We start from the raw sequence: 24,689 nt of genomic DNA on the forward strand, positions 1-24,689 counted from the left end.
CGGGGAGGCTTGGTCAGGAGAGCCCGGCGGCCTTGCAGGCGGCCCGCACGCTCGCCGCGCAGATCTCCCGGACCTTCCAGAAGCCGTCCTTGACCACGGTGTCCTTGATGTTGTCCTTGGTGACCACGACCGGCTGGATGATCCTGGCGGGAATCGAGGACGAGGTCCCGTTGTCCACGGTGCCGCTGCCGCTGCCGCCGCCCGTCACCTTCTTCCCTGAGCCGAGGTCGACGGCCATCTGCGCCGCATATTCGGCCTGGGGACTGATCGGCTTGTAGATGGTCATCGTCTGCGTGCCCAGCAGGATGCGCCGGATGGCCGACAGTTCGGCGTCCTGGCCGGTCAGCGGGGTGCCCTTGGCCATCTTCGCGTTCCGCATCGCCCGGGCGATGCTGCCGGCCATGCTGTCGTTGGCCGAGTACACCCCGATGACCTCGGCGGCGCCGAGCGCGGTGAACGCCTCGGCCGCGGCCGTGCCGGCCTTCTCGGGACTCCAGTTCGGGGAGTCGTACTCCTTGCCGATCACCACCTGGCCGTCGAGGACCGCGTGGACACCCTTCTTGAAGTCGCTCGCGTTCGGATCGAGCGGCGAGCCGTTGATCATCACGATCGGGCCCCTCTTCGGGTCGCCTCCCGCGCTGAGCGCGTCGAGCAGGGCCTGGCCCTGCATCTTGCCGACCTGGATGTTGTCGAAGGAGACGTAGGCGTCGATCGGGCCGCGGACCAGGCGGTCGTAGGCGACGATCCGCACGCCCTGGTTCCTGGCCGCGGACACCGATGGCGCGATGGCGCCGGCGTCCACCGGGTCCAGGATGATCACCTTGGCGCCGTCGGCGACCATCGCGTCGAACTGCTGGCGCTGCAGGGCGGCGTCCTGGTCGGAGTTGTCGTAGAGGACCTGGCACTTGGGACAGAGCCTGGCGATGCTCTGGGTGACCATGGGGCCGTCGATCTTCTCGTAGCGCGGCGTCGTCGACTCCGGCAGCAGCAGGCCGATCTTGAAGCCCTCGGCGACGGAGCTTCCGGCGGCGGAGCTCCCGCCTTCCCCGGCATATCCGGACGCGCCGCAGCCCGTCATCCCGAGCCCTGTGACCAGGGCCATTACCCACGCCGTCAGGCGAGTCAGCCGTATCCCCACAATGAACCCCCCGAAATACACCATATATACCTGAATCGGTCATTTGGTGACATTCGTCCCACAATCGGGCGCGGCGGTGCCCGGAGGCCCCGGTCATGGTGAGAGGCGCCGGATCGCCGCGGCCCCGTCCCTCAGACGCCCCGCACCCACACGTCCGTCTGACGGGTCGTGCTCGCCCCGGCGGCCGACTGCGAGGTCGCCCGGATCTCCGTCACGCTGAAGCTGGCGACCACATGCCGGTTGTGCAGGAGGAAGCCGATCACGCCCGCGACGGCCTGGACACTGCCGCGAGCGCGGGCGTGGCCGGTCAGCAGGTAGACCAGTGGTGTGGACGGCTGGTCCAGAGCGAAGCGGCGACCGTGATGGTGAACGTCCTGGAGGGTTCTTATGGGGACCGGACGCTCGGTGGTGAACCAGGCCGCGACCTCCCAGAACGACAGTTCCGGGTCCGGGTCGACCGATTCCTGGTAGCAGGCCACGCAGCCTCGGCGGGCGTCCTGCCCGTGGGGGCACGCCCAAGAGGCGGCGTCGTGCGGCATGCTGCGCTCAGACATGAGCCGACCGTACCTCCCGGATGCCCATGCCATGGTCTTCGGAGAACCAGATATCCGCCCTTCGGAGCCGATGGTCGCGATGCGAGTCCCGCCAGGTCCCGTCACCCCGAGACCATCCGTCCATCCTCCCCGGCCGCCCCGGCGGTGCTCCGGCGGTGCCGGCCGTACGGACGGCGTCCCGGCGGTGCGCCGACAGCGCTCTGACAGCGCGACCGGGCAGGGTCGGCACCGGTCGTAGGGACAGCGTCCCGGCAGTGCGCCGACAGCGGTCTGACAGCGCGACCGGGCAGGGTCGGCACCGTAACCACCGAGGAGGCAGTCTTGAACGGAACCACCCAGGTGCTCATCGTCGGTGCGGGGCCGACCGGGCTCACGCTCGCCGTCGACCTGGCCCGGCGCGGAGTGAGCTTCAGGATCGTGGAGCGCTCCCCCGAGCACCCCGCCGGATCACGCGGCAAGGGCCTGCAGCCACGCACCCAGGAGGTCTTCGACGACCTCGGTGTCATCGGGGAGATCCTCGCCACCGGCCGGGTCTACCCGCCCATCCGCGCCTACGCGGGCGACCGGGTGGTCTGGGAGGGCCGGATGCACGAGCCCAGGGAACCGACGGCGGACGTGCCGTACCCGATGGTCCTCATGCAGCCGCAGTGGCGCACCGAGCGCATCCTGCGCGACCGGCTGGCCGAGCTGGGACACCGGGTCGAGCTCGGCACTGAGGCGACCGCGTTCGAGCAGGACGCCGACGGGGTGACGGTCACCCTCAACGGTTCCGAACGCGTGCGGTGCGCCTACCTCGTCGGTGCGGACGGCGGGCGCGGCTCGGTGCGCGGGCAGCTCGGCGTCACCTTCGAGGGTGAGACGTTCGAGACCGAGCGCATGCTCCTCGGTGACGTCAGGACCGCCGACCTGGGCCGCGAGTACTGGCACACCTGGGCCGACATGGCCACCCAGACGACGCGCGTCGCGCTCTGCCCGCTTCCGGGCACCGACGTGTTCCAGTTCACCGCGCCGCTGACCGGAGACGAGGCCCCGGAGCTCTCCCCGGCGACCTTCCAGAAGATCTTCGACGAGGGTTCGGGGCGGACGGACGTCCGGTTCACCGACGTCACCTGGATGTCGGTCTACCGGGTGAACATCCGGATGGCCGGACGGTTCCGGGTGGGCCGCGTCTTCCTCGCCGGAGACGCCGCCCACGTCCATTCCCCGGCCGGTGGCCAGGGGCTCAACACCGGTGTGCAGGACGCCTACAACCTCGGCTGGAAGCTGGCGGCCGTCCTCGGCGGTGCCCCGGAGCGGCTGCTGGACACCTACGAGGAGGAGCGGCTGCCGGTGGCGGCGGACGTGCTCGGCATCAGCACCGCGCTGTACGGCAGGGCCAAGCGGGGCGAGCAGGGAGCCCACGAACGGGGCGAGGAGACGCAACAGCTCCTGCTCGGCTACCGGGACGGCGCGCTGGCCGTCGGCGAACGCGGCGGCGAGCGCGCCCCCGACGCGCGACTCGGCGACGGACGCCTCTTCGACGTCCTGCGCGGCCCCCACTTCACCCTCCTCGCCCTCGGCCCGGCCCACGCCGGGCTGGTCGAGGAGATCAACGCGGTGTACGGCCCGGCGATCCGCGCGCACACCGTGGTCCGCCCGGGGGAGACGGGCGACCTGACCGACACCGACGGCGGGATCCACGGCCACTACGGCCGGGGGCTCGTGCTCATCCGTCCCGACGGCTACGTCGGCTATCACGGTGACGCGGGCGGGCTGGAGGACTACCTGGTCACGGTGGCGGCGGGCTGACGGGGCGGGTGCCGGTCCGTTCCGGCGGCTCACGGTGACGGCTGGCCGATCCCCTCCAGGGCGAACGCCTCGGGACTCGGCAGGGCGGCGCCCCGGCGACGGGCCGCCAGGTAACCGTGCTCGCCCAGCGTCCCGACAGCCCGGGTGATCAGCGAGCCGACGGCCGGGTCGGCGGTCCGCGCGATGCCACGCAGCGCGTGCGCCGCTCCGATCAGCACCGCCGCCCGCTCCATGTCCCCGGCCGCTCCGGCCGGGGCGGTCACCGCGGCGGAGGCGTGCCATGCGGCGGCCTCCTCCAAAACCGTCGCGCGGACGGTCTCGTCCCCGCTCGCGGCGATCGATCCGAGCGCCCGGCGCAGCGGCGACCGGGCCCGGTCCGGCTCGCCGCGCAGGCGGAGCACCCGGGCGAGCTCCACGTTCACCAGCGCCACCAGCTGCGGAGAGGCCATGACCTGCCCCCGCACCAGCTCCAACGTCTCGCGGAGCAGGGTCTCGGCCTCCCCGAGGTCTCCCCGCCACCGGGCCAGCTCTCCACGGGCGTGCCTGACCCGTGCGATCGCGATCACGTCTCCGGTCCGCGCCACGGCCGCGCCGGCCCGTTCCAGCTCCGCCTCGGCGCCGGAGGGATCACCGGTGAGGGCCCGGAGCCGGCCGAGCCGCACCCGCAGCATGATCGGACCTGGGATCGCCTCCAGACCGCCGATCTCCGTGGTCGGTACCACCGATCTCTCCAGCAGGGACAGCGCCTCGCCCGAGTCGCCCCGGTTCTCCGCGACCAGCGACAGCCAGTAGAGCGTGAGCGACAGCCCCCACCGGTCGCCGGTCAGGAGGTAGCCCTCCAGCGCCGGTCGCAGCAGCGCCTCCGCCCGGGAGGCTCCCGCGCGGCCGTACTCGAACTCGACGATGCCGCCCATCAGCAGGGCGGTCGCCCTCGTCCACGGATCGCGATGGTCGCGGAACCTTTCCGTCATGGCCAGCGTCCGGCCGTACGCGTCCTCGGCCTGCCCGGGGTGACCGCTGACGATCGCCCACGACCCGAGCGCGGCCGGATGGTCCGACTCCCGCACCACCTGGAGGGCCCGCCGCAGCATGGCGGGCGTGACCCGCGTCGTACCGGCCTCCACCGGGGCGGTCAGCACGCACAGCGCGTGCGCCAGTTCCCGTCCCTCCGGTGGTCCGTCGCCGACGGCCGCGAGCACCGCGGACACCCATTCCCCCGCCTCGCGGCGACGTCCCCGCATCACCCACGGCCACAGCCTGACCAGGATCATCCGCAGCGCCAGCTCGCCGTCCCCCGAGGAGATCGCGTGATCGAGGGCGGCGTCCAGGTTGCCCTGCTCGGCGTCGAGCAGGGCGAGCGCCCGCACCTGGTCACCGGTCCGCAGCGACGGCCCGGCCGTCTCGGCCAGCTCCAGGAAGTGGCGGGCGTGGCTCGCGCGTACCCGATCGGTCTCGTCCGCCTCCGCCAGCCGCTCCGCGGCGTACTGCCGCAACGTCTCCAGAAGCCGGTAGCGGACCTCTCCGCCGTCCGCACCCGTCCGCGGCGAGACGACGACGAGGGACTTGTCGACCAGGGAGGCGACCGTGTCCACGTCCTGCCCGCAGACCCGCCGCACCGTCTCGGCGGTCGCGCCGCCGGAGAACACCGACATCCGGCGCAGCAGCGTCCGCTCGCCGGTGTCCAGCAGGTCCCAGCTCCAGTCGATCACCGCGCGCAGCGTGCGATGTCTGGGCTGTGCCGTACGGCTCCCGCGCAACGCCAGCCGGTCACCGATCATGTCGGCGAGCTGGCCGACGGTGAGGGAGCGCAGCCGGGCCGCGGCCAGTTCGATCGCCAGGGGGACTCCGTCGAGCTCCCGGCACACCCGCACCACGTCGGCCACGGTCTCGCCGTCGACGTGCGTGCCCGGCCGGGCCGCCGCGGCGCGGTCGTCGAACAGGGCCACGGCCGGGCACGCCAGCGCGGCCTCGACGCCGGCGTCGGAGGCCGGGAGACCGAGGGGGAGCACCGGATGGAGGCTCTCCCCGGTGATGTCGAGCGGCTCGCGGCTGGTGGCGAGGATCCGCAGCCCACCGGCGGCGGTCAGCAGCCGGTCGGCCACCCGGGCCGCCTCGTCGATGACGTGCTCGCAGTTGTCCAGCACCAGCAGCGGCGACCTGCCGTGCAGCGCCACGGTCAACTGCTCCAGCAGGCTCTCCCCACGGCGCCCGGCAGGCTCCGCTTCCGCCCACGACGGGCCAGAACCTCCGGTCAGGAGTCCGCTGCCCTCCAGAGCCGCGTGTACGGCCGCCGCCACCCCGGACGGATGGGAGAGCGAGGCCAACTCCACCAGCCAGACGCCGTCCGGCACGTGCAGCGCCGCGGCAGTCTCGACCGCCAGCCGGGTTTTCCCGGCCCCACCGGGACCGGTGAGGGTGACCAGCCGCGCGGTTCCGAGCAGCTCCCGGAGCCGGGCCAGGTCCGGTTGTCTGCCGACGAAGCTGGTCAGCCGCGCGGGCAGGTTGCCCCGGGGAGCGGCCACGGGGGAGGGCCCGGCACGCAGCGCGGTGAGATGCGCGTCGCGGAGCTCGGGGCCGGGATCCACGCCGAGCCGGTCGGCCAGGCGCCGCCTGATCCGTTCGAAGGCCCGCAGCGCGTCCGCGCGGCGCCCGTCGGCCAGCAGGGCCAGCACGAGATGGGCGTGGAACGGCTCGCGCAGCGGATGCGCGGTGACCACCTCCTCCAGCTCCGCCACCAGCTCGGCCGGGAGCGGACCCGCGTCCGGGCCACCGGTCAGGGCCAGGTCGGCGTCGAACCGCGCCCGCAGCGCCGACAGCCGGAGCTCCTCCAGATGGGCGGCCGGAGCGGCGGCGAAGGCCAGGCCCGAGGCGTCGGCGAGGGCGGGGCCGCGCCAGAGGGACAGCGCCTCCCGTAGCAGGGCCGCCGCTCTGACGGGATCGTCCGCTGCCGCCCGGCCCGCACCGGCCAGCCGCTCGAAGGCCCCGGCGTCGATCTCTTCCCGGGGGAGATCGAGAAGGTAGCCCACGGGGTGGGAGACGATCACGCCGGGCAGTTCGCGACGGAGCCGCGAGACCAGGGACTGCAGCGCGTTCGCCGGATGGACGGGTGGATCGTCCGCCCAGAGGTCGTCGATCAGCCGCTCGGCGGTGATCACGTAGCCGGGGTCGAGGGCGAGCCTGATGAGGAGCGCACGCAGCCGCACGCCCCCGATCTCGGTGCCGGGCACGCGCAGCGGTCCCAGGATCCCGATTCGCATGGCATCCCATTGTCCTCCCGGGCGGGCGTCCGGCAGGCCCCCGCCGGGACCGTTGTCGCGCTCCAAACGCCTCTAAAACAGGAAAATTCCTTAGATTTCCATCGTCAGGTTATTTTTTCGGACAGATCGCTGTCGAATCTGCTAGGAAGATGCCCGACCAAAATTCATGTCAGAGAGGGTCATTGTGGGGCGGGACGGTATGCAAGGGCCATACGACGAGGATGCCCGGGAGCAGACAGGACCCATAGGACCGGTGGTGCCACGGCATGAATCCGGTCGCCCGGACGGCGACGTGCTGTCGGACGGATGGGGCCCGGAGGCGGTCCAGGAGCAGGTCCGAAACGACGGGACCGCAGAGGCCCTGGGAGTCCTGGAGTCCCTGGGAAGCCCCGAGGCCCCGAAGGCCACGGAGACCTTGAAGGTCACCGAGGCCGCGGGATCCTACGACGAGGACGATGCGGACGACTGGCACTCCGCACGTGAGATCGGCGACGACTCGCAGTCGGCGCGCGGTTTCCTGGGATCGGGCTGGCGGGAGGAGCCCGAGTTCGACGAGCGGCCCCGGCGCCGGAACAAACTGCTGCTGATGGGCATCGCGGGCATCGTGGTGGTGGGGCTCACGGCCGGCTGGATGCTCTCCTCCACCGGGAAGTCGACGCCCGACGCGTCATGCTCGACCGGCGTCGGATGTTCCAAGGGCGAGGCGCCCGAGCCTCCTCCGGAGTCGCCGGCCGCCGAACCCACCCGGCCCGAGGAGCCGGCCGAGGAGACGGCCGAGCCGACCGCTGAGCCGACCGAGACCGCCCGGCCCGAGACCTCCCGCGCTCCGGTACCCCGCACGCGGCCCACCCGGCCGGCCCCGACGCACAGCACTCCGCCGGCGAAACCGCGCCCCCGGGCCACCGAGGAGCGCAGCCGGCAAGGCATCCGTGACGTGACCCCCGAGCAGCCCGACTCCTCCGAACCCGAGCCCGACACCACGACGGAGGCCCCGGCTCCGACGGAGGCTCCGGCTCCGACGGAGGCCCCGGTCACCAACGATCCCCCCCGCAGAGGCGGCCTGTTCGACTGGCTGTTCTGAGCGGACGCCCGCACCTTCACCGGCCGGTCAGGCCAGGGGCCAGGGCCGCGCGATGGCGCCGAGCCGGTTCCACGCGTTGATCACTGTGATCGCCCAGATGAGCTCGGCCAGCTCGGTCTCGCTGAACTGCGCCGCGGCCCGCCCGTACACCTCGTCGGTGACCGGGCCGTCGGTGAGCCGGGTGCCCGCCTCGGTCAGCTCCAGCGCCGCGCGCTCTCGCTCGGTGAAGAACGGCGTCTCCCGCCAGACCGGGAGGGCGAACAGCCGCTGCTCGCTCTCCCCGCCCTTCCGCGCGTCCCTGCTGTGCATGTCGACGCAGTAGGCGCAGCCGTTGAGCTGCGAGGCGCGTGCCCGCACCAGCTCCAGCAGGGCGGGCTCCAGCTCCGTCTTCCTGGAGGCCGCGTCCAGCGCGTTCATCGCCTGGTTGACGTGCGGAGCGAGATCGTCCACCGCCAGCCGGACGGGAGAGGGATTCGTTGTGGTCATGTAGCCGACTCTAGGTAGGCATTGGACCGGTAATAAGATCCAATATCGTGTCGGAATTTTGGACCACATTCGGCGTCGACCTGTATCTGGAGGTCGACACCGCGACCGGGCGCCGTTCCGGCCTGGAGCACGCCCTGCGCGACGCGATCCGGACCGGACGGCTCGCCCCGCAGGCCAGGATGCCCTCGACGCGCAAGCTGGCCGTCGAGCTCGGCCTGGCCCGCGGCACGGTGAGCGCGGCCTACGATCAGCTGATCGCCGAGGGTTACCTGACCGCCCGCCGGGGATCCGGGACCATGGTCGCCGACTTCGCGCGCCCCGAACCGGTGCCGTCCACCCGGCCGGTCCCTGCCGTGTCCGGGTCCGGCCCACCGCCGGACGCCGCGCTTCCACAGGGTTCACCGGGCGGCCCCGCCGTACCGGGACAGGGCCGGCCGGATGCCGCCGTGCCCCGGTACGACCTGCGGCCGGGTAGTCCCGACGTGGGCGAGTTCCCCTCGGCGGCATGGCTGCGATCCGTCCGCCGCGCGCTCGCCGCGACCTCGGCCGAGACGTACGGCTACGGCGACCCACGCGGCCGGACCGAGCTCCGCGTCGCGCTGGCCGAATACCTGGGACGGACCAGGGGTGTGCTCACGACTCCCGAGCAGATCGTGGTCACCTCCGGCTACGTCCAGGCCCTGGCCCTGTTGACCGGGGTGCTCGGCGCTGCGGGGGTGTCCGAGGTGGCCATGGAGGATCCGGGTCTGGCCTTCCACCGGGAGGTGGTCCGGCGGGCCGGGCCGGCCGTCGTGGCGCTCCCGGTGGACGACCACGGAGTCCGCGCCGACCTGCTGGGCGGTCACCGGAAGGCCGGAGCGGTGGTGGTGACCCCGGCCCACCAGTATCCGACCGGCGTCACCCTGCACCCGGCCCGCCGCCACGCGCTCACCGAATGGGCACGTGTCCACGACGGCCTGATCGTCGAGGACGACTACGACGGCGAGTTCCGCTACGACCGCCAGCCCGTCGGCGCGCTCCAGGGCATGGCGCCCGACCACGTCGCCTACGTGGGCAGCGCGTCCAAGACCCTCGGCCCCGCACTGCGCCTGGGCTGGATGGTGCTGCCGCACCACCTCGTCGGACCGGTGGTGGACGCCAAGCTGCACCTTGACCACCACACCGAGGTGATCGGGCAGCTGGCCCTCGCGGACCTGATCGCCACCCACGGCTACGACCGGCACATCCGCGCCTGCCGGCTGCGCTACCGGCGCCGCCGCGATCTCCTGCTGGCCCGCCTCGGCGCCGTCCCCGGCCTCGCCATCCACGGGGTCGCGGCCGGGCTGCACGCGATGATCAGCCTGCCCGCCGGCGGACCCGGTGAACGGGAGGTGCTCGGCCGCGCCTCGGCGTACGGCCTGGTCCTGGGCGGACTGGGCGACCACTGGCACCACGCCGGTGACCACCCGCAGGCGATCATCGTCGGGTACGGCACGCCGCGCGAGCACGTCTACCCGGCCGCGCTCGGCGCTCTCGCGCACGTTCTCGCCCAGTCCGGGGCGGCTCCCCGGAACGGCTGACCCGGCCGCCGGGCTCTCCGGCGCCACCACACCGGGACCCGGACGGTCCTCGCCCGCCTCGACGGAGTCCGCCCGCCCCGGACCACCGGCGTCGCGGGCTCGGAACGGCCCGGCCTCCTCGCCTCAGCCGTCCCCGCGGGGCGGGCGCATCGCCGCCATGAGGGTGGTGAGGGCCACGTGGGCGAATCCGATCCGGGTGTCGCTCGCTCCGTACGGCAGCCACAGGGCATCCGCGTGCAGCAGACCCCCGCAGGAGTAGACGACGTTGGGCACGTAGCCTTCACGTTCGGTGTCGCCGGGAGTGAGAAGCGTGCCGGGTAGCTCGGCGATGACGCGCTGTGGCTCGTGCAGGTCGAGCAGCAGCGCGCCGATGGCGTAGCGGCGCATCGGTCCGACGCCATGGGTGAGGACGAGCCAGCCGGACTCGGTCTCCAGGGGAGAGCCGCAGTTGCCGACCTGGATCAGTTCCCAGCCGCTGCGGGGAAGGTGGATCGGCGTCGGCGGCCCCCACCTGTTGTGCCGGTCCAGCGCGGTCAGGCCGAGGGTCTCGCCGTCGGATCGGCACAGTGCGAGCCGGCGCCCGCCCACCGGCCGGGGGAACAGGGCCATGCCCTTGTTGGTGGCGGCCGGTCCGCGCAGGGGGGTCATCTCGAAATAGCACAGGTCATCGCTTTCGAGCATGCACGAGCTGATGCGCCGGCCGTCATAGGCGGTGTAGGTGGCACGGTAGGAGGGCATGCCGTCCTCGCGGAGGACCCTTACGAAGCGGGCGTCCTCCATCCCGTTGCTCTCGGCCGCCGTGGCGGGCCAGAGCACCCGTTGTTCGAGGGGGACGCCGGCGGGGAAGGCCACGGCGTAGTCCGAGGCGGTCATCCGGCGCAACTCCTCGAGAATCCCGTGGGTGGTGGTGCGGGTGCGCAGGTCGGCGGGCACCCGGGCGACCGCCTGTTCGAAGCCGTCGTCGTCGAAGAGCGCCGGCAGAGATCCCAGCACGGTGGCGGAGACCTCGCTGTCCAGTCCGGCGTCGGCGAGCCCGGCGGCGAACAGGTCGCGCCGGTGATGGGTGCTCTGCCGGCGGCCGACGGTCAGCGGCCCCGAGCGGTCCGCGACGGTGAGGGCGGTGCCGGGTCCGAGCAGTGCCGTGGCGAAGCCGATGGACGACAGGTGGCCTTCGCCGATCTGCCGCACGCTGAGCACCACCCGGAGCTGCCCGGGGCTCAGGCCGGACTGGTCGGGGTGCGCCACCATCGAGGGGTTGCACAGCGCGGCGGCCTCCACGGCGTACTCGTGGCTGAAGTAGGCGCCGACGAGGAGACGGCCGGCCGGGGGCAGGTCGAGATGGCGGGGGACCCGGTAGCGGACCAGGTCGTAGTGGTGGAGGAAGGTCGCCTCAAGGTCGTGGTGCCGGTCGCCGAACCGCCGCAGCGTCTCCCGCAGCATTCCGGCGGTCTCGTCGTGACTGAGAAGCGTGATGCGATCGACCAGGGTGGCGGCGCGGGTCTGTGTCAAGGCGTCCTCGCCGGGGACGAACAGCTTGATGATCACTCTGCCGGGGTCCGGGGCGAGGGTCAGGTCGAGGCGGGTGGCCAGGTCTCCGGTGGTCATGGCAGGTTTCGGGCGTGCTGCATGGTGGAGATGAGCGCGATGGTCGACTCCGCCCCCTGGTTGAGGTTGGGGCCGTCCCGGGTCAGGCCGTCGTATCCCCCTCCGGTCGCGGGATCCCACATCGCGGTGCCGCGGTCGTTGGCGCCCAGGAACCACGCCGACGCCTGTCGTACGCCCGTGTGCCAGGCGGGGTCGCCGGTGACGGCGGCCGCGGTGGCGCAGGCGTCGGCGAGCGCGGCGACCTCGATCGGCTGCTGGTCGTGGCGGGGCCGCGGCGTGTGCCGGCGCCAGCCGGTGGCGGGGACGACCGACAGCAGGCCGTTCCTCGTCTGGATGTCGCGCAGCCAGGTCAGCATCCGCAGGCCGCCGGTGAGCAGCGCGTCGTCGCCACTGTGCCGACCGGCGGCGACGACCACCTCGGCGAGCGCGGCGTTGGCGTAGGTGAGCTGCGGTTGCGGCCACGGCCAGCCGGGGTCTCCGGCAGGGACGCCGACCGCGGCGGCGGCGTCCGCGAGCAGTCCGGCGGCCAGGACGCAGTCCGGCCGGACCCGCAGGACCTCCGCCGCGCCGAGCCCCGCGAACACCATGGCCCGCGGGTGCGGGGACCGCCGGGCGGCACCGAGGGTGAAGGCGAGCAGGGCCTCCTCGCGGATCCAGGGAGCGGCGTTGCGGGCCGCCGCGGTGCCCAGTCCCCACACCGCCCGTCCCCACCAGTCGCCGGCGCCGGGCCGGTCGCTCCAGCGCCGGTCGTAGGTGAGCCGGTTGTGGAACGCGCCGGAGGGGTCCTGGGCGTGAGTGAGAAAGGCCAGGTAGCGCTCCGAGAGCCGGACCACCTCGGGGGCCGGGTCGCCTTCCCGGCTGGTGACGACGAGCCCGCGGGCGACGTCGTCGGTGCAGTAGCCGTGCTCGCGGCGGACGACGGCGTGCCGGGCGTGTTCGAATAACCCGGTGTCGTCACTCAGCCGGTCCAGGTGCCTGAAGCCGGCGGCGACGGGGTTCACGGCAGCGCCGAGACCACCGCGGGCGGGCGGTCGGCGAGGAGGCACCGGGCGAGGTCGTCGTAGCGTGCCGCCACGGCGGGCCAGAGCAGGGCCGGAAGCAGGGCGCGGGTGCGGTCGACCAGGTCGTCGGCCAGGCCGGGCTCGGTGAGGATCCGGCGTACCGCGGCCGCGAGCGCCACGGGGTCCTTGTGGGGGACGAGCAGCCCGGGTCCGCAGGTGAGCAGCTCCACGGCGTGCGGGAAGGACGTGGCGACGATCGGGATGCCGGCGGCCACGGCCTCGATGAGGACACCGGAGGTGACCTGCTCGGGTGAGTCGTACGGCAGGACGACGACGTCGGCCGAGCGGATCAGCCGGCTGAGCGAGGTGTTGTCGCGGTAGACGGGGTCATACCGCACGGAGGCCGACACGCCGAGCCGCGCGCCGATCCGGTGCAGACGGTCGCGGTAGGCCTCCCCCTGGTGCTCCAGGACTTTGGGATGGGTCTTCCCGGCGACGGTGTACGTGGGCGTGGGAGTGAGGTCCGCCAGGAGGGCGAGTGCGTGCAACGCCCATTCGACGCCCTTGCCGGGGCCGAGCAGTCCCCAGGTGAGCAGGTGGGGCCGGAGGTGGCGCCCAGCCGAGACACGCGAGTGGTCGGCGGCCCCGTGCGGGATGACGGACACCTTGCCGGCGTCGACGTGGTAGCCGGCGAGCAGCCGGTCGCGGGCGGTGCCGGTCATGGTGACGACCGCGCCGGCGGCGGCCACGATCTGCTCCAGCAGCCTTCTCTGCCGAGGACCGGGCCGGGTCAGGACGGTGTGCAGGACCACGATGCTGGGCACGGTGAGACAGCGCAGCAGCGGCAGGACGTCCTGCCCGTCCTGGCCGGGATAGATGCCGTATTCGTGCTGGACGACGGCGACGTCGAAGCCGTCGAGGGCGGACGCCGCGGCCTCCCAGCCGTAGGGTTCGCCGTGGGCCCAGGTGTGCGCGACCCCGGGAACGGGACGGCTGTCGTCGCCCTCGGCGACGACCCGGACGATCCCGCCGTACAGGCCGCCCTCGGTGAGATGGGCGGACAGGGCGGAGTTGAAGGTGGCGAGCCCACACTGGGTGGGCGGGTGGGTGCTGAGAAAGCCGTATGTGCGGGCCAACTGCTCTGCCTTCCGGTCATCGGCCGCTCCCGACGGCGGGTGCGGGCCTCACGCGGTGAAGACGTCCATCGGTCAGCGTGTGTGACGGATGGAGCTGAGCCTGTGAACCGGGGCCGTCCTCATGCGGAGCCCGGCTGCCGCGACCCCACAGCGGATGACAGGGGCTACGCCACCCCGACAGTAGCAGGGCATAAGCTCCGCACATCATTCCCTGGTAAACGCGGAGGTAACCGGTCATCGGCCGGTCTGTGCCGGACCTGTACCCGGCTGGGGCGGAACAGGCCGGAGTCGCTTCGGCGTTGATGCTGAGTGACCGGCCCCAATCCGGTGGTAATCGGTCATACATGCGACAATCGGCAGATCCAACCACGGTTCGCCGGAAGGATGACGCACGCCGTGAAGGCTTACATACTCCACGAGAACCCTGAGTGGTATCCGCCGTTCGCCGCCGCCTTCGAGGCCGAGGGCGTGGACCACGAGCCCTGGCTGCTCGGTGAGGGGCTGCTCGACCTCGACGCCCCGCCGCCGCCCGGCGTCTACTGGTCCCGGATGAGTGCCTCGTCCCACACCCGAGGCCACCTGCTCGCCAAGGACCACACCCGGGCGGTGCTCAGCTGGCTGGAGGCCGACGGCCGCCGGGTTGTCAACGGCCGCCGGGTGCTCGAACTGGAGATGAGCAAGGTCGACCAGCTCACCGCGCTGCGCGCGGCCGGGATCGAGGTGCCCCGCACCCTCGCCGTGGTCGGGCGCGAGGACCTGCCGGCGGCGGCGGCCAAGCTGCCGGCCCCCTTCATCGCCAAGCACAACCAGGGCGGCAAGGGGCTCGGCGTCGCCCTGTTCGACAGCGCGGACGCCTTCGTCGAGCACCTGAACTCACCCGGGTACGAGCCGCCGGTCGACGGCATCACCCTGTTCCAGGAGTACCTCCGCGCCGCACAGCCCCGCATCACCCGGGTGGAGATCGTGGACGGCGCCGTCGTCTACGCGCTGACCGCCGACACCGCCCGCGGCGGCTTCGAGCTGTGCCCCGCGGACGCCTGCGCCGTGCCGGCCGTACCGGCGGACAGTTGCCTGGTCGACGCGGCGCCGGGGCTGTTCGCGCTCCGCGAGGGCTTCGACCACCCCGTGCTGGGGCGCTATCTGGACTTCGCGCGCAGGCACGGGATCGAGGTCGCCGGGTTCGAGTTCATCGAGACCGAGGACGGCCGCCTGGTGACCTACGACGTCAACACCAACACCAACTACAACCCCGAGGTGGAGGCGGCGGCCCCCCGGTCCGGGCCGCGGCAGATCGCCCGCATGCTCAAGAGGCTCATCGAGGAAGAGGAGGCCCGCTGATGCGGTTCGGTTACTGGATGCCGATCTTCGGAGGATGGCTGCGCAACGTCCAGGACGAGGGCATGAGCATCGACTGGCCCTACAACCGCGACCTCGCCGTGGACGCCGAGGGACACGGGTTCGACCTCACCCTGATCGCCGAGCTCAACCTCAACGACATCAAGGGCCACCGCGCGCCCGCCCTCGACTGCTGGACCCTGGCCCCGGCGGTCGCCGCGGTCACCCGCCGGACGGAGCTGATGCTCGCCGTCCGCCCCAACTACCACGTGCCGTCGGCCACGGCCAAGGCCCTGTCCACGCTCGACACCATCGCGCCCGGCAGGATCAGCCTGAACGTCGTCTCCTCCTGGTGGAAGGACGAGGCGGCGCAGTACGGTGCCCCGTTCGACGTGCACGACGCCCGCTACGCCCGCACCCAGGAGTGGCTGGAGGTCCTCCGCCGGCTGCTCACCGAGGACACGGTGACCCATCACGGCGCCCTGTACGACCTTCAGGGGACCGTCCTGGAGCCCAAGCCCTCCCGCCGGCCCACCGTCTACATGGGCGGGGAGTCCCCCACCGCGAAGGAACTGATCTCCACTCAGGGCGACGCCTACGTCATGCACGGCGACCCGCCGGAGACCATCGCCGCCAAGATCGCCGACATGCGCGAGCGCCGCGCGGCCCGGGGGCTGGCACCGCTCACCTTCGGCGTCTCCGGCTACGTGGTCTGCCGCGACACCGAGGAGGAGGCGCAGGCCGAGCTGCGGCGCATCCTGGACGTGCGCTCCTCCCCGGAGGCGTACGCCTCCTACCAGGACTTCGTCGAGGGCTCCCAGCTGGAGTCGCAGGTCTCGCTGGAGGAGTACGGCGTCTCCAACCGCGGGCTGCGGGCCGGGCTGGTCGGCACCCCGGAGCAGATCATCGAGCGGCTCAGGGCGTACGAGCAGGCCGGGGTCGACCTGATGCTGCTCCAGTTCTCGCCCCAGCACACCGAGATGGCCCGCTTCGGACGCGAGGTGATCGCCGCCTATCCCCGGGGATGACCGCCCGCCGGGGATGACCGTCCGCCTCCGGTGTCGTGCGGGTCCTTGCCCTGCCATTGCCCCTGCTTTTTGTCTGGCTTAACGCTGTTCCGTACTTTTTGGGAAAATTGCGCCCGTAGTGTTACGGAATGGTTAAGGACGGAGAGATCCAGGGCAGCACAGGACGCATGCGTCTCGCGACCCGCCCGGCACCCTCGGCCCCCCCGCCCCCGGCGTCCTCAGGTCCCCGGCAGAGCTGGCTCGACGCCTTACGCGGCTTCGCCGCGCTGGTCGTCGTCTTCGAGCACTCGCTGGACGCCCTGCTGCCCGAGATCCGCGGGTCGATCAGCCCGTGGTTCGACTTCGGGCAGTACGGCGTGCTGGTGTTCTTCCTGGCGAGCGGCTACGTCGTGCCGATCTCGCTGGAACACCGGGGCAGCGTCCGGGGGTTCTGGATCACCCGGTTCTTCCGGCTCTACCCCCTGTGGGGACTGGCGGCGGCGGTCGGCACCGCGTTCGGCGCCGTCGGGGTCTACGCCACCCTGCCCGACCAGGCCACCGAGCAGCCGGTGTCCTTCGCCGTCGCGCACCTGACGATGCTGCAGGACCTGCTCGGGACGCCCAGCGTCGTCAACGTCTTCTGGACCCTCTCCTACGAGATGGTGTTCTATCTGCTCGTGACCGCGATGTTCGTGGGCGGTGTCCACCGGGCCAGCACCCGTGCCGCGCTGACGCTCGCGGTCTGCGCGCTGATAGCCGGGATCTTCGTGCCCGCGGGCTGGCTGTCCGACACCCTCGGGCAGGGGGTGGTGTGGATCACGGCCGTCGCGCTCCTCGCCGGATTCGCGGCGGTGCTCAGCGCGGACCGCGGCATCCGCCGGTACGGCGCCGCCGTCATCGCGGTCCTCGCACTCGTCGTCCTCACCCTCAACAGCAGGGTGGGCGCATGGCAGAGCCTGATGATCCTGGCCACCATGTTCGCCGGGACCGCGCTCTACCGGATGGAGCGGTCGCCCGCCGGGCGGAGGAGATCACGCTGGACGATCTGCCTGGTACCCGTCCTCTCCGTCGTCGCGGCGGTGGCGCTCGGGCCGGGATGGGGCATGCCGGAGGCCGAACAGCAGGCGTTCGTCTGGAGCTGGTCCACCGCCGTCGTCGCGGCCTGGCTGACGTTCGCCGCCGGCCTCGCCCTGCGCCGCCGTACGATCCCGCCCTTCCTCGTCTGGCTCGGCCTGGTGAGCTACTCCGTCTACCTGCTGCACCCCCTGGTCCTGCAGGTCGTCAGGGGACTGACCATGGATCCCGCGAACATCCCGCTGCCGGAGCGGCTGGCCTGGGAGACGGCGTTCTTCGCGGCCGTGGTCGGCTGCGCCGCGCTGAGCCACCGCTTCGTCGAGAGCCCCGCCCAGCTCCTCGGACGCCGTCTCGCCCGTGCCGCCCGAGAACACGAGCGGCACGGCCCGGCTAGCCCCTCCCGGTGACGTACCCGGGGGTGAACTCGATCGGCAGGGCGGCCAGGCCGCGCATCTGCACGGACGACCGCCATACGAGCGTTTCGGCGGGCACCGCCAGCATCACATCCGGGAGCCGGTCCAAAAGCACCTCGACGGCGGTGTGGGCGATGACCTCGGCGATCTCCGGGGCCGGGTGCGGGCAGCCGTGCTCACCGTGACCGAAGGCCATGTGCGCGTGGTTCCCGGCGGAGCCGCCGTAGGAGTCCGGCCGCACCTGCGGATCGGCGTTCGCGGCGGCCATGCCGATGATGAGCCCGTCGCCGGCCCGGATGCGCTGCCCGCCCAGCTGGGTGTCCTGAGTCGCCCAACGACCTATGCTGCTCTGGCTGGGGGAGTCCTCCCACAGCACCTCGTTCAGCGCCTGGCCGATACTGCGGCGGCCACCCGACAGGGTCACCGCGAACCGTTCGTCGGTCAGCATCAGCCGCAGAGTGTTCCCGATCCAGTTGGCGGTGGTGTCCTGACCCGCGGTCATCACCACGATCAGGTCCTGGATGATCTCCTCGTCGGTGGGCCCCGTGGGGTGCGCCAGCAGACGTGAGGGGATGTCCGGGCCGGGGCGCTCGCGCTTGCTGTCCAGCAACCGCTGCATCGTGGCCTGAACCCGCTGGTACGCCTCCATGGCCTGCGCGCCGCCGTTCACCGTCGCGCTCACATCCACCACCAGGCCCGGAGCCTCGGAGTTGGGCAGACCGAACATCGCGGCGATGACCAGCAGGGGCATCGGATGGGCGTAGTGGGCCATCAGGTCGGCTCTGCCGCTGCCGGTGAACGCGTCGATCAGGCTGTCGGCGATCCGCTCGCACTGGTTTCTCAACTCGAACTGATCGACGGCGGTGAGGGCGGAACTGACGGCTCCGGCCCGCCGCTGGTGCTCGGCTCCCTCGGTGAACAGCATGGACGGCTGGTAGCCGACGTACGCCATCAGGGGCCAGTCGGGCGGGATGCGGTCCCAGGCGTTCCAGCGACGGGAGTCGCGGCTGAAAAGCTGGGGATTGCTGAGGACGTGGCGGAGCTCGCGGTACCCGATCACGAACCAGGCGGGCACGTCGCCTTCGAGCAGGATCGGGACGACCGGCCCGTGCTGCTGCCGCATCTCCCGGTACAGCCGGGCCGGATCCTGGTGGAAGTGGGGTCCGTACAACGCCACCGCCCCCGGGTGGGGGGGATACCCCGCAGGCGCCGGGGGGTTGGGAAACCACGGGGTCGAGTCGGGCGAGTGGTAGGCGTTCGTCATGGCGTGCCCTCCCGGGCAGAGGACAGAGCGTAGAGATGGTTGACGAGGGAGATCAGCACGGCTTTGCTGGATTCACGCTGGCGGGCGTCGCAGTCGATCAGCGGAACGTCGTCGGAGAGGGAGAGCGCCTCCCGTACCTGTTCCAGCGGATGCACCGGTTCGCCGAAGTTGTTGCGGGCGACGATGAACGGCATCCCATGGTGTTCGAGGCGGTCGATGGCATACCAGGAGTCGGCCAGGCGGCGGGTGTCCACCAGGACGACCGCCCCCAGAGTCCCCGAGAACAGCCGGTCCCACAGAAACCAGAACCGTTCCTGGCCCGGAGCTCCGAACAGGTACAGCACCATCTGCTCGTTCAGGCTGATACGGCCGAAGTCGAAGGCCACCGTGGTCGTGGTCTTGGCCTCCACGCCACTCGCGTCGTCGATCCCGACGCCCGCCCGTGTCATGGTCTCTTCGGTGCTCAGCGGGCGGATCTCGCTGACAGAGCGGACCATGGTCGTCTTACCGACGCCGAACCCACCGACGACCACGATCTTCAGCCCGGTGCTCGCGGTGCTCCGTAGCGGCATGTGGGCGGGTTGCTCAGAGCTTTTGAAGTCCAACAAGCACCTGCTTCAGGATTTCGGGGTCGGGCAGTTGGGCCTTGGGGAGAGCCGAAGGCGGGTGACGGGCGGTGATGCGCCCGGTGTCGAGCAGGTCGCACAGCAGGATCCGTACGACGCTCACCGGCAGACCCAGCTCTGAGGAGATCTCCACGACCGCCATCGGGTGGCGGCACATCTGCAAGATCTTGAAGTGTTCGGACTGCAGGCCCGGTGTCGGATCACATTCGCTCACGATCAGCGTGACCATGTCCATGGCGTTCTCGTCCGCGCGGCTGCGCCCTCCGGTGACGGTGTACAACCGGTCCGGATTCTCGCGATCGACTCGCCGTGAGGTCATAGCGGCCGGTTGCCCTGCTGAGACGCACGCGGTGGGGCGGTCAGATACTCGCCGATCTGCTCGACCAGCTCGTTCATGTTGTGCCCGATGACGCCGGGGTCGGCGTCATCGGTCGCCACGACGGCGAGATGGGCTCCTTCCCCCGCTTCCACGATGAACAGCAGCCCACCGTGGAACTCCGTCATGGACTGCCGCAGGCCGCCGGTGCCGTCGCCGAACTCGATGGACGCGCCATGGGACAGGCTCTGGATGCCTGAGGCGATGGCCGCCAGCTGATCGGCCCGGTCCACGGTCAGTCCGTAGGTATGGGAGAGCTTGAGGCCGTCCTTCGACAGCACCAGGGCGTACCGGGTCTGCGGCGTCCTCTCCAGGAGGTTCTCCAGCAGCCAGGCGAGGTCAGGGGTTGAGGTTCTCATCGGGATTCCAGGGCGGTGTTCCGGGCATGGGTGCCCGGAGGACGGCCCCACCCTCCAATCTGTTGTTTGTCCTGTCCGGTCCGGCGGGGAGGACCGAGGTAGCGGTCATCGTGTGTCGTCTTCCGGGGGTGATGAGGCACCGCTGCCGGTCCCACTTCCCCGGCTGGCCTGACGGAAGGCTCTGAATCTCGCCCCGGGATCGGAGGAGTGCTGCGTGGGTTTCGCCGTCGGCGGGGCCGCGGGCGGGGTCGCCGACGGGGTGGGGGACGTCGCCGCGAGGGTCTGCCCGCGACGGCGCTTGGGCAGCTCGTACAGTTCGTCGCCCGCAGCGGGCGCGGCCGCCCTGGCGGGTGCGACGGGTGCGACGGGCCTGGCAGCTGCGGCAGGTACGGCAGGCACGGCCGCTTCGGGCACGGCGGCCTCGGGCACGGCGGCCTCGGACGCGGCGACCGCGTGGCGCGCGGGGCGCTGGGTGAAAACACCTGCCGGGCGTGGCTCGTCCGGCCTGGGGGCCCGCGCGGACTGCGTGATCAACTGCGGCGGGATCATGACCACCACTCCGGTTCCTCCGCGCGAGGACGGCCTGAAGGAGACGGTCAGGCCGTGCTTGCGGGCCAGACAGCCCACCACCGCCAGACCCAGGCGGGTACCGGACAGCGTCGTCAGGTCCAGCGGCTCGGACGAGACGGCCTTCTGGGCGCGGCTCAGCGCGGCGGCGCTCATGATGAGACCGCAGTCCTCGATGGTGATCACGATGCCCACGCTCACCTCTTCCACGTACACGTGCACCTCCTCCGACGGAGGCGAGAAGCTGGTGGCGTTGTCCATCAACTCGGCGAGGGCGTGCATGACGCCCTCGGCGGCGTATCCGGCGATCGCGGCGGTGCTGGCCGAGTGCACCCGCACCCGCTGGTAGGCGCTGATGCGACCCACCGCGCCACGCAGGATGCTCTCCATCACGATCGGCTTGGTCCAGCGTCGTCCGGAGCGCGCGCCGGTCAGTACGGCGATACTGTCCGCCAGCCGGCCCGCCTGCGCGGTGCTGTGGTCCAGTTTCAGCAGATCACCAAGGACTTCCTCATCGTGCCGATCCTCCATCTCGCGCAGGTCGGCGAGCATGCTGGTCGCCAGCGCCTGAACTCGGCCCGCGGCGTTCGCGCAGGCCGACATCGCGGCCGCGCGCATGCGGTCTCCCTTGCCGACCTCCTGCGCCAGTGTCCACAGGATGCGCTGGTGGTTTCTGTCGGCGGGCTTCGGTATCTCGGCGAGTGCGGTGTCCGCCGACGCCCCGTCGCGCAACCGCTTCACCAGAGCGGGCAGTGTGTCGTCGGCCAGCCGAGCGATTTCCGCGTCCATCGCCGCGAAACGGTCGCGGAAATGACGTGCTTGCTGCATGCCGTATGCCGCGGCCGTGACAGCGAGGCACAGCAGGACGGCCGCGATCCCGAGGTACCACGCCACGGGTGTCCGGTCGGTGACCGGTGCCCCGGACACCGCCCACAGACACGCGCCCCCGGCGATGATCACAACAGCCGCCGGCAGGAGCAGGGCCTGACCCATCGGCGGGCGCCCTACCTGACGGCGAATAGGAATGTGTGCTGACATCAATCAGTTCCTCGTCGGCGGTCGATGGCGGAGGGTGAGCCGACCCGGGTTCGACAGAGGCCGGGCTGTATGGCTGCGGCCTGGCGCTGCCGGACGGACCGGGCTCGGCGTCCACACTTCGGAGGACACCCCCGTTCCGATCGATGCAGGGTGGCTGAGAGCCATCTCATCGGGCATACTCCACATGCAGCAAGATCCATTGTCAAATCCGGCAGTTCGCTACCAAGGGGATCAATCATTGGGCACTGACGTGCTTGGTGACAACCCGGACTGGTGGTAGCCGAGGGAATCGTGTGACACGGCTGCCGCGCTCTGCTCTCCGGGAGCGGCTCACCCGCCGACGTGCGACCCACCCATGTGACCAGCGCCCGACGGACTCGGCGAGCTCCTCACGCCGCACGGCACAGGGCCGAAAACGATGGACATGCCGGATGTAGCCCTCAGCGGCGCGGCCTGACCTTTTCCGTGGAGTCCGGTCAGAGGGCGATCACCGCTTTGATCCGGTACGCACGTGTCGCAGTGGCTTTCCGTCAGTTCAGCGGGCCGCTGAGGCTCTCGTCCGGCCGCTCCGGAGTGAGCCGCGTGCCGGCACCCTTCCCGCCGGGCGAGAGCACGGTCATACCGCCGCCGCCACCCGCGGAGACGGCGAGCTCGGCCCTGCCGTCCCCGTCGAGATCCGTCAGGGCCACCTCCCGGCCGAACTCCTGGGCCGACTCGGCGGGCAGACCGGCGGACTCCGGGCCGAACACCTGGGCGCCCTTCGCCGACAGCCCGTCCCGGCCGCCGTACAGCAGGAAGGCCGCGCCCACCTGCCCGCCGGCCCCGACGGCGACGTCCGCGTACCCGTCGCCGTTGACGTCACCGGCGGCGACGGCGTCCCCGAAACCATCGACGGCTTCGGGCCTTCCCGGCGGCATGCCGGGGGAGCCCCGCGTCCAGAGCGTGTGCTCGCCGGCCAAGCCGGTGGCGGAACCGCGGCTGATGTAGAGCTGGCCTCCCGGATCCTCGGCGTCGGCGTGGGAGTTACCCGCGATCACATCGCCGTGGCCGTCACCGTCGACATCGCCGACGGCCACAGCACCCACGCCCCAGCCGGGAAAGGTCCCCTCCACCCGGCCGGACAGTCCGGTCCGCGAACCCCGGAACACCACACCGGTGCCCTCGTCGGCCGGATCGTCCTCCGAGTAGACGACGGCGAGGTCGGCGAACCCGTCGCCGGTGACGTCACCGGCCGCGAGCGGGCCGACGTCGGCGGTCTCCGGGAGGACGGGCTTCCACTCCGCCCTCCCGGCCCGGACCCCATCGTGTCCGTAGGTCACCCACACCGTGCTGAAGGACGCCACCGCCAGGTCGTGGTAACCGTCCCGGTCGAAGTCCCCGACGGCCAGGCCGGCGCCGAACCCTTTGGTGGACGGGGGTTTTCCGAGTGTCGCGGTCTCGCCCGAGAGGCCCCGTCCGGCCCCGAAGGCGATCACCACGGAACCGGTGCGCCCGCCCTTGCCCGGTGCGCCGATCGCGAGGTCGGCGTAGCCGTCGCGGTCGAAGTCACCGGAGGCCAGGGTGGCACCGAATCTCTCGCCCCGCACGGCCGCGGAGCCCCGGCTGATGATCCGCCGGTCTCGGGTCGGCACACCCCCGGGTGAGCCGTACACCGCCTCCACGCGGCCGGCCTCCTCGACGCCGCCGGCCGTACCCTCCGGCAGGCCGACGGTCAGGTCGGCGTAGCCGTCGCCGTTGTAGTCGTGCGCCCCACCGTCCCACCGGAGGGGCTTGCGCCCGTCCGCCGAAGGCGTCGCCGGGAGAGCGGTGCCCGCCGGGGTGCTCCGGCCCGGGACGGCGGTCGAGGGGGCCGGAGTGGCGCCGCCCGCGGTGGGGTCCGACGTGGCGCAGGCGGTCACCGCGGCCAGCGCCGTGACCGTTGCAAGGAGAAAAGGTGCAAATCTGCCCATGGCCATCACCCGCACCTCATCACAGATGTCTCCACGGGTCCAGGAAACCGCCGGACCGGCAGCCGTGGGCATAGGGGGCCAGGTCGAGGAGGGCGGGCAGGCAAGCGGCGCTGGAATGAGGAGACATTTACGGATTTCACCGGGCTTGATGAGTAGCGAGAACAGGGCTTGTTCTTCCCCGTGTCCTCCATGGCGGACGTCCTTCCAGGAAGGAGCCCCTGGCTGCGGATATCCGTCCAAATAGATCAGACCCAGAGACGAAACCGGTCGAATCACCAACTCGCCGGGGCCATGGGATAGGAGAAAGAAACCCGTCCGATGGCAAGATGCAATCAGATGAAAGGGCCGTACGACAAGGGAACGGATCCGCCGTCGGATGGTCTGATGTATTGCCGGTAACAGCAGACCTTGTCCCGTAAACCAGGAAAGATATCATGCGGACCAGATTGATAACGCCTGCCCGCGTCGGTCGAGTTTGGTCCGCCGCCGTCACGGTGGGCGCATTGCTCGCCGGCTGTGGCTCGGGCGAGGCGCCGGCGCAGCGCACCGCCACTGAGCCGGGCAACCCGGCATCGACACAGGGGACGGCGCAGACCTCGCCGAAGCCGCCGGAGGCGTCCACCTCCCCGGCGTCGCCGAAAGCGTCCAACGGGACCGATCTTGCCGCGTGCAAGGACGCCGACTGTGAAGTGGAGGTCCGGCCGGGTGATCGGCTGAAGATCGACGCCAGATTCGGGGTGGATGCGATCACCGTCAAGTCCCTCGGGGGAGGGGAGATCAGGCTGGCTCTCGAAGGCTCCTCGGGCGGATTTCAGGTCGAAGGAGAGAACGTCAGCGTCAAAAGCGCCTGCACCAACGATCGCTGCCGGGACGAAGGAGAGCTGTCGCTGACCGCCGACAGTCCGGGCCGCGTCAACGACGTCCGGCTGCGACTGGCCGAGGCGGGCTCCACCCGCGCCGTTCTGGTGCTCCTGCCGAGATGACAGTCCGGCGAGACCGGCGTAGGAGGTGCGAGCGATATCGGGCGCGGTCCTGTCGAGACGTCGCCGGCGGCAGAGCCTCTCCGGGCGACCCGG

At 71.5% G+C, this 24,689-nt stretch carries 20 protein-coding genes; 7 read left to right on the forward strand and 13 right to left on the reverse strand.

From position 1 onward, the window contains the following. Nucleotides 1-13: 13 nt before the first annotated feature. Nucleotides 14-1,102: a sugar ABC transporter substrate-binding protein gene (locus OHA77_RS24265; protein ID WP_406311788.1), complete on the reverse strand. Its 1,089-nt coding sequence runs from the start codon at nt 1,100-1,102 to the stop codon at nt 14-16. 167 nt (nt 1,103-1,269) lie between these two features. Further along, nucleotides 1,270-1,692 carry a hypothetical protein gene (locus tag OHA77_RS24270; protein WP_326825927.1) on the reverse strand — a complete coding sequence of 141 codons (423 nt, stop codon included), beginning with the start codon at nt 1,690-1,692 and terminating at the stop codon, nt 1,270-1,272. A gap of 321 nt (nt 1,693-2,013) precedes the next feature. Here OHA77_RS24270 and OHA77_RS24275 point away from each other — a divergent pair, with 321 nt between their 5' ends. Continuing rightward, nucleotides 2,014-3,480, forward strand: coding sequence for an FAD-dependent oxidoreductase (locus OHA77_RS24275; RefSeq protein ID WP_406311789.1), 1,467 nt, complete (start codon nt 2,014-2,016; stop codon nt 3,478-3,480). A 29-nt stretch (nt 3,481-3,509) separates the two neighbouring features. On the opposite strand, the gene OHA77_RS24280 is transcribed toward OHA77_RS24275, so the two are convergent. After that, nucleotides 3,510-6,737 (reverse strand): BTAD domain-containing putative transcriptional regulator, encoded by a 3,228-nt coding sequence (locus OHA77_RS24280; RefSeq protein WP_406311790.1) that lies wholly within the window; start codon nt 6,735-6,737, stop codon nt 3,510-3,512. A gap of 256 nt (nt 6,738-6,993) precedes the next feature. Here OHA77_RS24280 and OHA77_RS24285 point away from each other — a divergent pair, with 256 nt between their 5' ends. Next, complete coding sequence (locus OHA77_RS24285; RefSeq protein WP_406311791.1) at nt 6,994-7,818, forward strand: hypothetical protein; 825 nt, start codon at nt 6,994-6,996, stop codon at nt 7,816-7,818. Between the two features lie 27 nt (nt 7,819-7,845). Here OHA77_RS24285 and OHA77_RS24290 read toward each other — a convergent pair whose 3' ends face one another. Beyond that, on the reverse strand, nt 7,846-8,304 hold the full coding sequence (locus OHA77_RS24290; RefSeq protein ID WP_406311792.1) for a carboxymuconolactone decarboxylase family protein: 459 nt from the start codon (nt 8,302-8,304) through the stop codon (nt 7,846-7,848). A 47-nt stretch (nt 8,305-8,351) separates the two neighbouring features. Between OHA77_RS24290 and OHA77_RS24295 the strand changes: the two genes are divergently transcribed. Beyond that, nucleotides 8,352-9,863 (forward strand): PLP-dependent aminotransferase family protein, encoded by a 1,512-nt coding sequence (locus OHA77_RS24295; protein WP_406311793.1) that lies wholly within the window; start codon nt 8,352-8,354, stop codon nt 9,861-9,863. Between the two features lie 123 nt (nt 9,864-9,986). On the opposite strand, the gene OHA77_RS24300 is transcribed toward OHA77_RS24295, so the two are convergent. Genes OHA77_RS24300 through OHA77_RS24310 form a run of 3 tightly spaced genes read right to left on the reverse strand, consistent with a single transcriptional unit; the run spans nt 9,987 to nt 13,605 of the window. Then, complete coding sequence (locus tag OHA77_RS24300; protein ID WP_406311794.1) at nt 9,987-11,468, reverse strand: glycoside hydrolase family 130 protein; 1,482 nt, start codon at nt 11,466-11,468, stop codon at nt 9,987-9,989. Next, the gene (locus OHA77_RS24305; RefSeq protein ID WP_406311795.1) at nt 11,465-12,469 is read right to left on the reverse strand and encodes a glycosyltransferase; all 1,005 of its coding nucleotides are present in this window, start codon (nt 12,467-12,469) and stop codon (nt 11,465-11,467) included. Before OHA77_RS24305 ends, OHA77_RS24300 begins: the two co-directional genes overlap by 4 nt. Then, entirely contained in the window at nt 12,466-13,605 is a 1,140-nt protein-coding gene (locus OHA77_RS24310; RefSeq protein ID WP_406311796.1) for a glycosyltransferase, read from the reverse strand. Before OHA77_RS24310 ends, OHA77_RS24305 begins: the two co-directional genes overlap by 4 nt. A 396-nt stretch (nt 13,606-14,001) precedes the next feature. Here OHA77_RS24310 and OHA77_RS24315 point away from each other — a divergent pair, with 396 nt between their 5' ends. The 3 genes from OHA77_RS24315 to OHA77_RS24325 all read left to right on the forward strand — a co-directional run bounded on the left by OHA77_RS24315 (nt 14,002) and on the right by OHA77_RS24325 (nt 17,428). Further along, a complete protein-coding gene (locus OHA77_RS24315) occupies nt 14,002-14,943 on the forward strand; it encodes a RimK family alpha-L-glutamate ligase (protein ID WP_406311797.1) in 942 nt (313 codons plus the stop codon). After that, nucleotides 14,943-15,968: an LLM class flavin-dependent oxidoreductase gene (locus OHA77_RS24320; protein ID WP_406311798.1), complete on the forward strand. Its 1,026-nt coding sequence runs from the start codon at nt 14,943-14,945 to the stop codon at nt 15,966-15,968. The genes OHA77_RS24315 and OHA77_RS24320 overlap by 1 nt, the downstream gene beginning before the upstream one ends. A gap of 128 nt (nt 15,969-16,096) precedes the next feature. Then, nucleotides 16,097-17,428, forward strand: a complete 1,332-nt coding sequence (locus OHA77_RS24325) for an acyltransferase family protein (protein ID WP_406311800.1) — start codon at nt 16,097-16,099, stop codon at nt 17,426-17,428. On the opposite strand, the gene OHA77_RS24330 is transcribed toward OHA77_RS24325, so the two are convergent. The 6 genes from OHA77_RS24330 to OHA77_RS24355 all read right to left on the reverse strand — a co-directional run bounded on the left by OHA77_RS24330 (nt 17,412) and on the right by OHA77_RS24355 (nt 23,613). Then, the gene (locus tag OHA77_RS24330) at nt 17,412-18,698 is read right to left on the reverse strand and encodes a cytochrome P450 (RefSeq protein WP_406311802.1); all 1,287 of its coding nucleotides are present in this window, start codon (nt 18,696-18,698) and stop codon (nt 17,412-17,414) included. The two genes, OHA77_RS24325 and OHA77_RS24330, sit on opposite strands and share 17 nt — an antisense overlap. Next, nucleotides 18,695-19,270 (reverse strand): ATP/GTP-binding protein, encoded by a 576-nt coding sequence (locus tag OHA77_RS24335; RefSeq protein WP_326825914.1) that lies wholly within the window; start codon nt 19,268-19,270, stop codon nt 18,695-18,697. Before OHA77_RS24335 ends, OHA77_RS24330 begins: the two co-directional genes overlap by 4 nt. Nucleotides 19,271-19,283: 13 nt before the next feature. Then, on the reverse strand, nt 19,284-19,643 hold the full coding sequence (locus OHA77_RS24340; RefSeq protein ID WP_326825913.1) for a DUF742 domain-containing protein: 360 nt from the start codon (nt 19,641-19,643) through the stop codon (nt 19,284-19,286). Then, the gene (locus OHA77_RS24345; RefSeq protein ID WP_326825912.1) at nt 19,640-20,059 is read right to left on the reverse strand and encodes a roadblock/LC7 domain-containing protein; all 420 of its coding nucleotides are present in this window, start codon (nt 20,057-20,059) and stop codon (nt 19,640-19,642) included. Before OHA77_RS24345 ends, OHA77_RS24340 begins: the two co-directional genes overlap by 4 nt. Nucleotides 20,060-20,164: 105 nt before the next feature. Further along, nucleotides 20,165-21,619, reverse strand: a complete 1,455-nt coding sequence (locus tag OHA77_RS24350) for an ATP-binding protein (RefSeq protein WP_406311803.1) — start codon at nt 21,617-21,619, stop codon at nt 20,165-20,167. A gap of 575 nt (nt 21,620-22,194) precedes the next feature. Then, entirely contained in the window at nt 22,195-23,613 is a 1,419-nt protein-coding gene (locus tag OHA77_RS24355; protein ID WP_406311804.1) for an FG-GAP-like repeat-containing protein, read from the reverse strand. 434 nt (nt 23,614-24,047) lie between these two features. Between OHA77_RS24355 and OHA77_RS24360 the strand changes: the two genes are divergently transcribed. Continuing rightward, on the forward strand, nt 24,048-24,596 hold the full coding sequence (locus tag OHA77_RS24360) for a hypothetical protein (RefSeq protein ID WP_406311805.1): 549 nt from the start codon (nt 24,048-24,050) through the stop codon (nt 24,594-24,596). The last annotated feature ends 93 nt before the right edge of the window (nt 24,597-24,689 follow it).

Origin of the sequence: Streptosporangium sp. NBC_01639 (assembly GCF_045209755.1) — a bacterium.
GTDB lineage: Bacteria > Actinomycetota > Actinomycetes > Streptosporangiales > Streptosporangiaceae > Streptosporangium.

Coding starts and splice junctions, on each gene's coding strand:
- OHA77_RS24265 (WP_406311788.1), bottom strand. CDS start 1,102: ATGGCCCTGGTCACAGGGCTCGGGATGACGGGCTGCGGCGCGTCCGGA.
- OHA77_RS24270 (WP_326825927.1), bottom strand. CDS start 1,692: ATGTCTGAGCGCAGCATGCCGCACGACGCCGCCTCTTGGGCGTGCCCC.
- OHA77_RS24280 (WP_406311790.1), bottom strand. CDS start 6,737: ATGCGAATCGGGATCCTGGGACCGCTGCGCGTGCCCGGCACCGAGATC.
- OHA77_RS24290 (WP_406311792.1), bottom strand. CDS start 8,304: ATGACCACAACGAATCCCTCTCCCGTCCGGCTGGCGGTGGACGATCTC.
- OHA77_RS24300 (WP_406311794.1), bottom strand. CDS start 11,468: ATGACCACCGGAGACCTGGCCACCCGCCTCGACCTGACCCTCGCCCCG.
- OHA77_RS24320 (WP_406311798.1), top strand. CDS start 14,943: ATGCGGTTCGGTTACTGGATGCCGATCTTCGGAGGATGGCTGCGCAAC.
- OHA77_RS24325 (WP_406311800.1), top strand. CDS start 16,097: ATGGTTAAGGACGGAGAGATCCAGGGCAGCACAGGACGCATGCGTCTC.
- OHA77_RS24330 (WP_406311802.1), bottom strand. CDS start 18,698: ATGACGAACGCCTACCACTCGCCCGACTCGACCCCGTGGTTTCCCAAC.
- OHA77_RS24335 (WP_326825914.1), bottom strand. CDS start 19,270: ATGCCGCTACGGAGCACCGCGAGCACCGGGCTGAAGATCGTGGTCGTC.
- OHA77_RS24340 (WP_326825913.1), bottom strand. CDS start 19,643: ATGACCTCACGGCGAGTCGATCGCGAGAATCCGGACCGGTTGTACACC.
- OHA77_RS24345 (WP_326825912.1), bottom strand. CDS start 20,059: ATGAGAACCTCAACCCCTGACCTCGCCTGGCTGCTGGAGAACCTCCTG.
- OHA77_RS24350 (WP_406311803.1), bottom strand. CDS start 21,619: ATGGGTCAGGCCCTGCTCCTGCCGGCGGCTGTTGTGATCATCGCCGGG.
- OHA77_RS24355 (WP_406311804.1), bottom strand. CDS start 23,613: ATGGGCAGATTTGCACCTTTTCTCCTTGCAACGGTCACGGCGCTGGCC.
- OHA77_RS24360 (WP_406311805.1), top strand. CDS start 24,048: ATGCGGACCAGATTGATAACGCCTGCCCGCGTCGGTCGAGTTTGGTCC.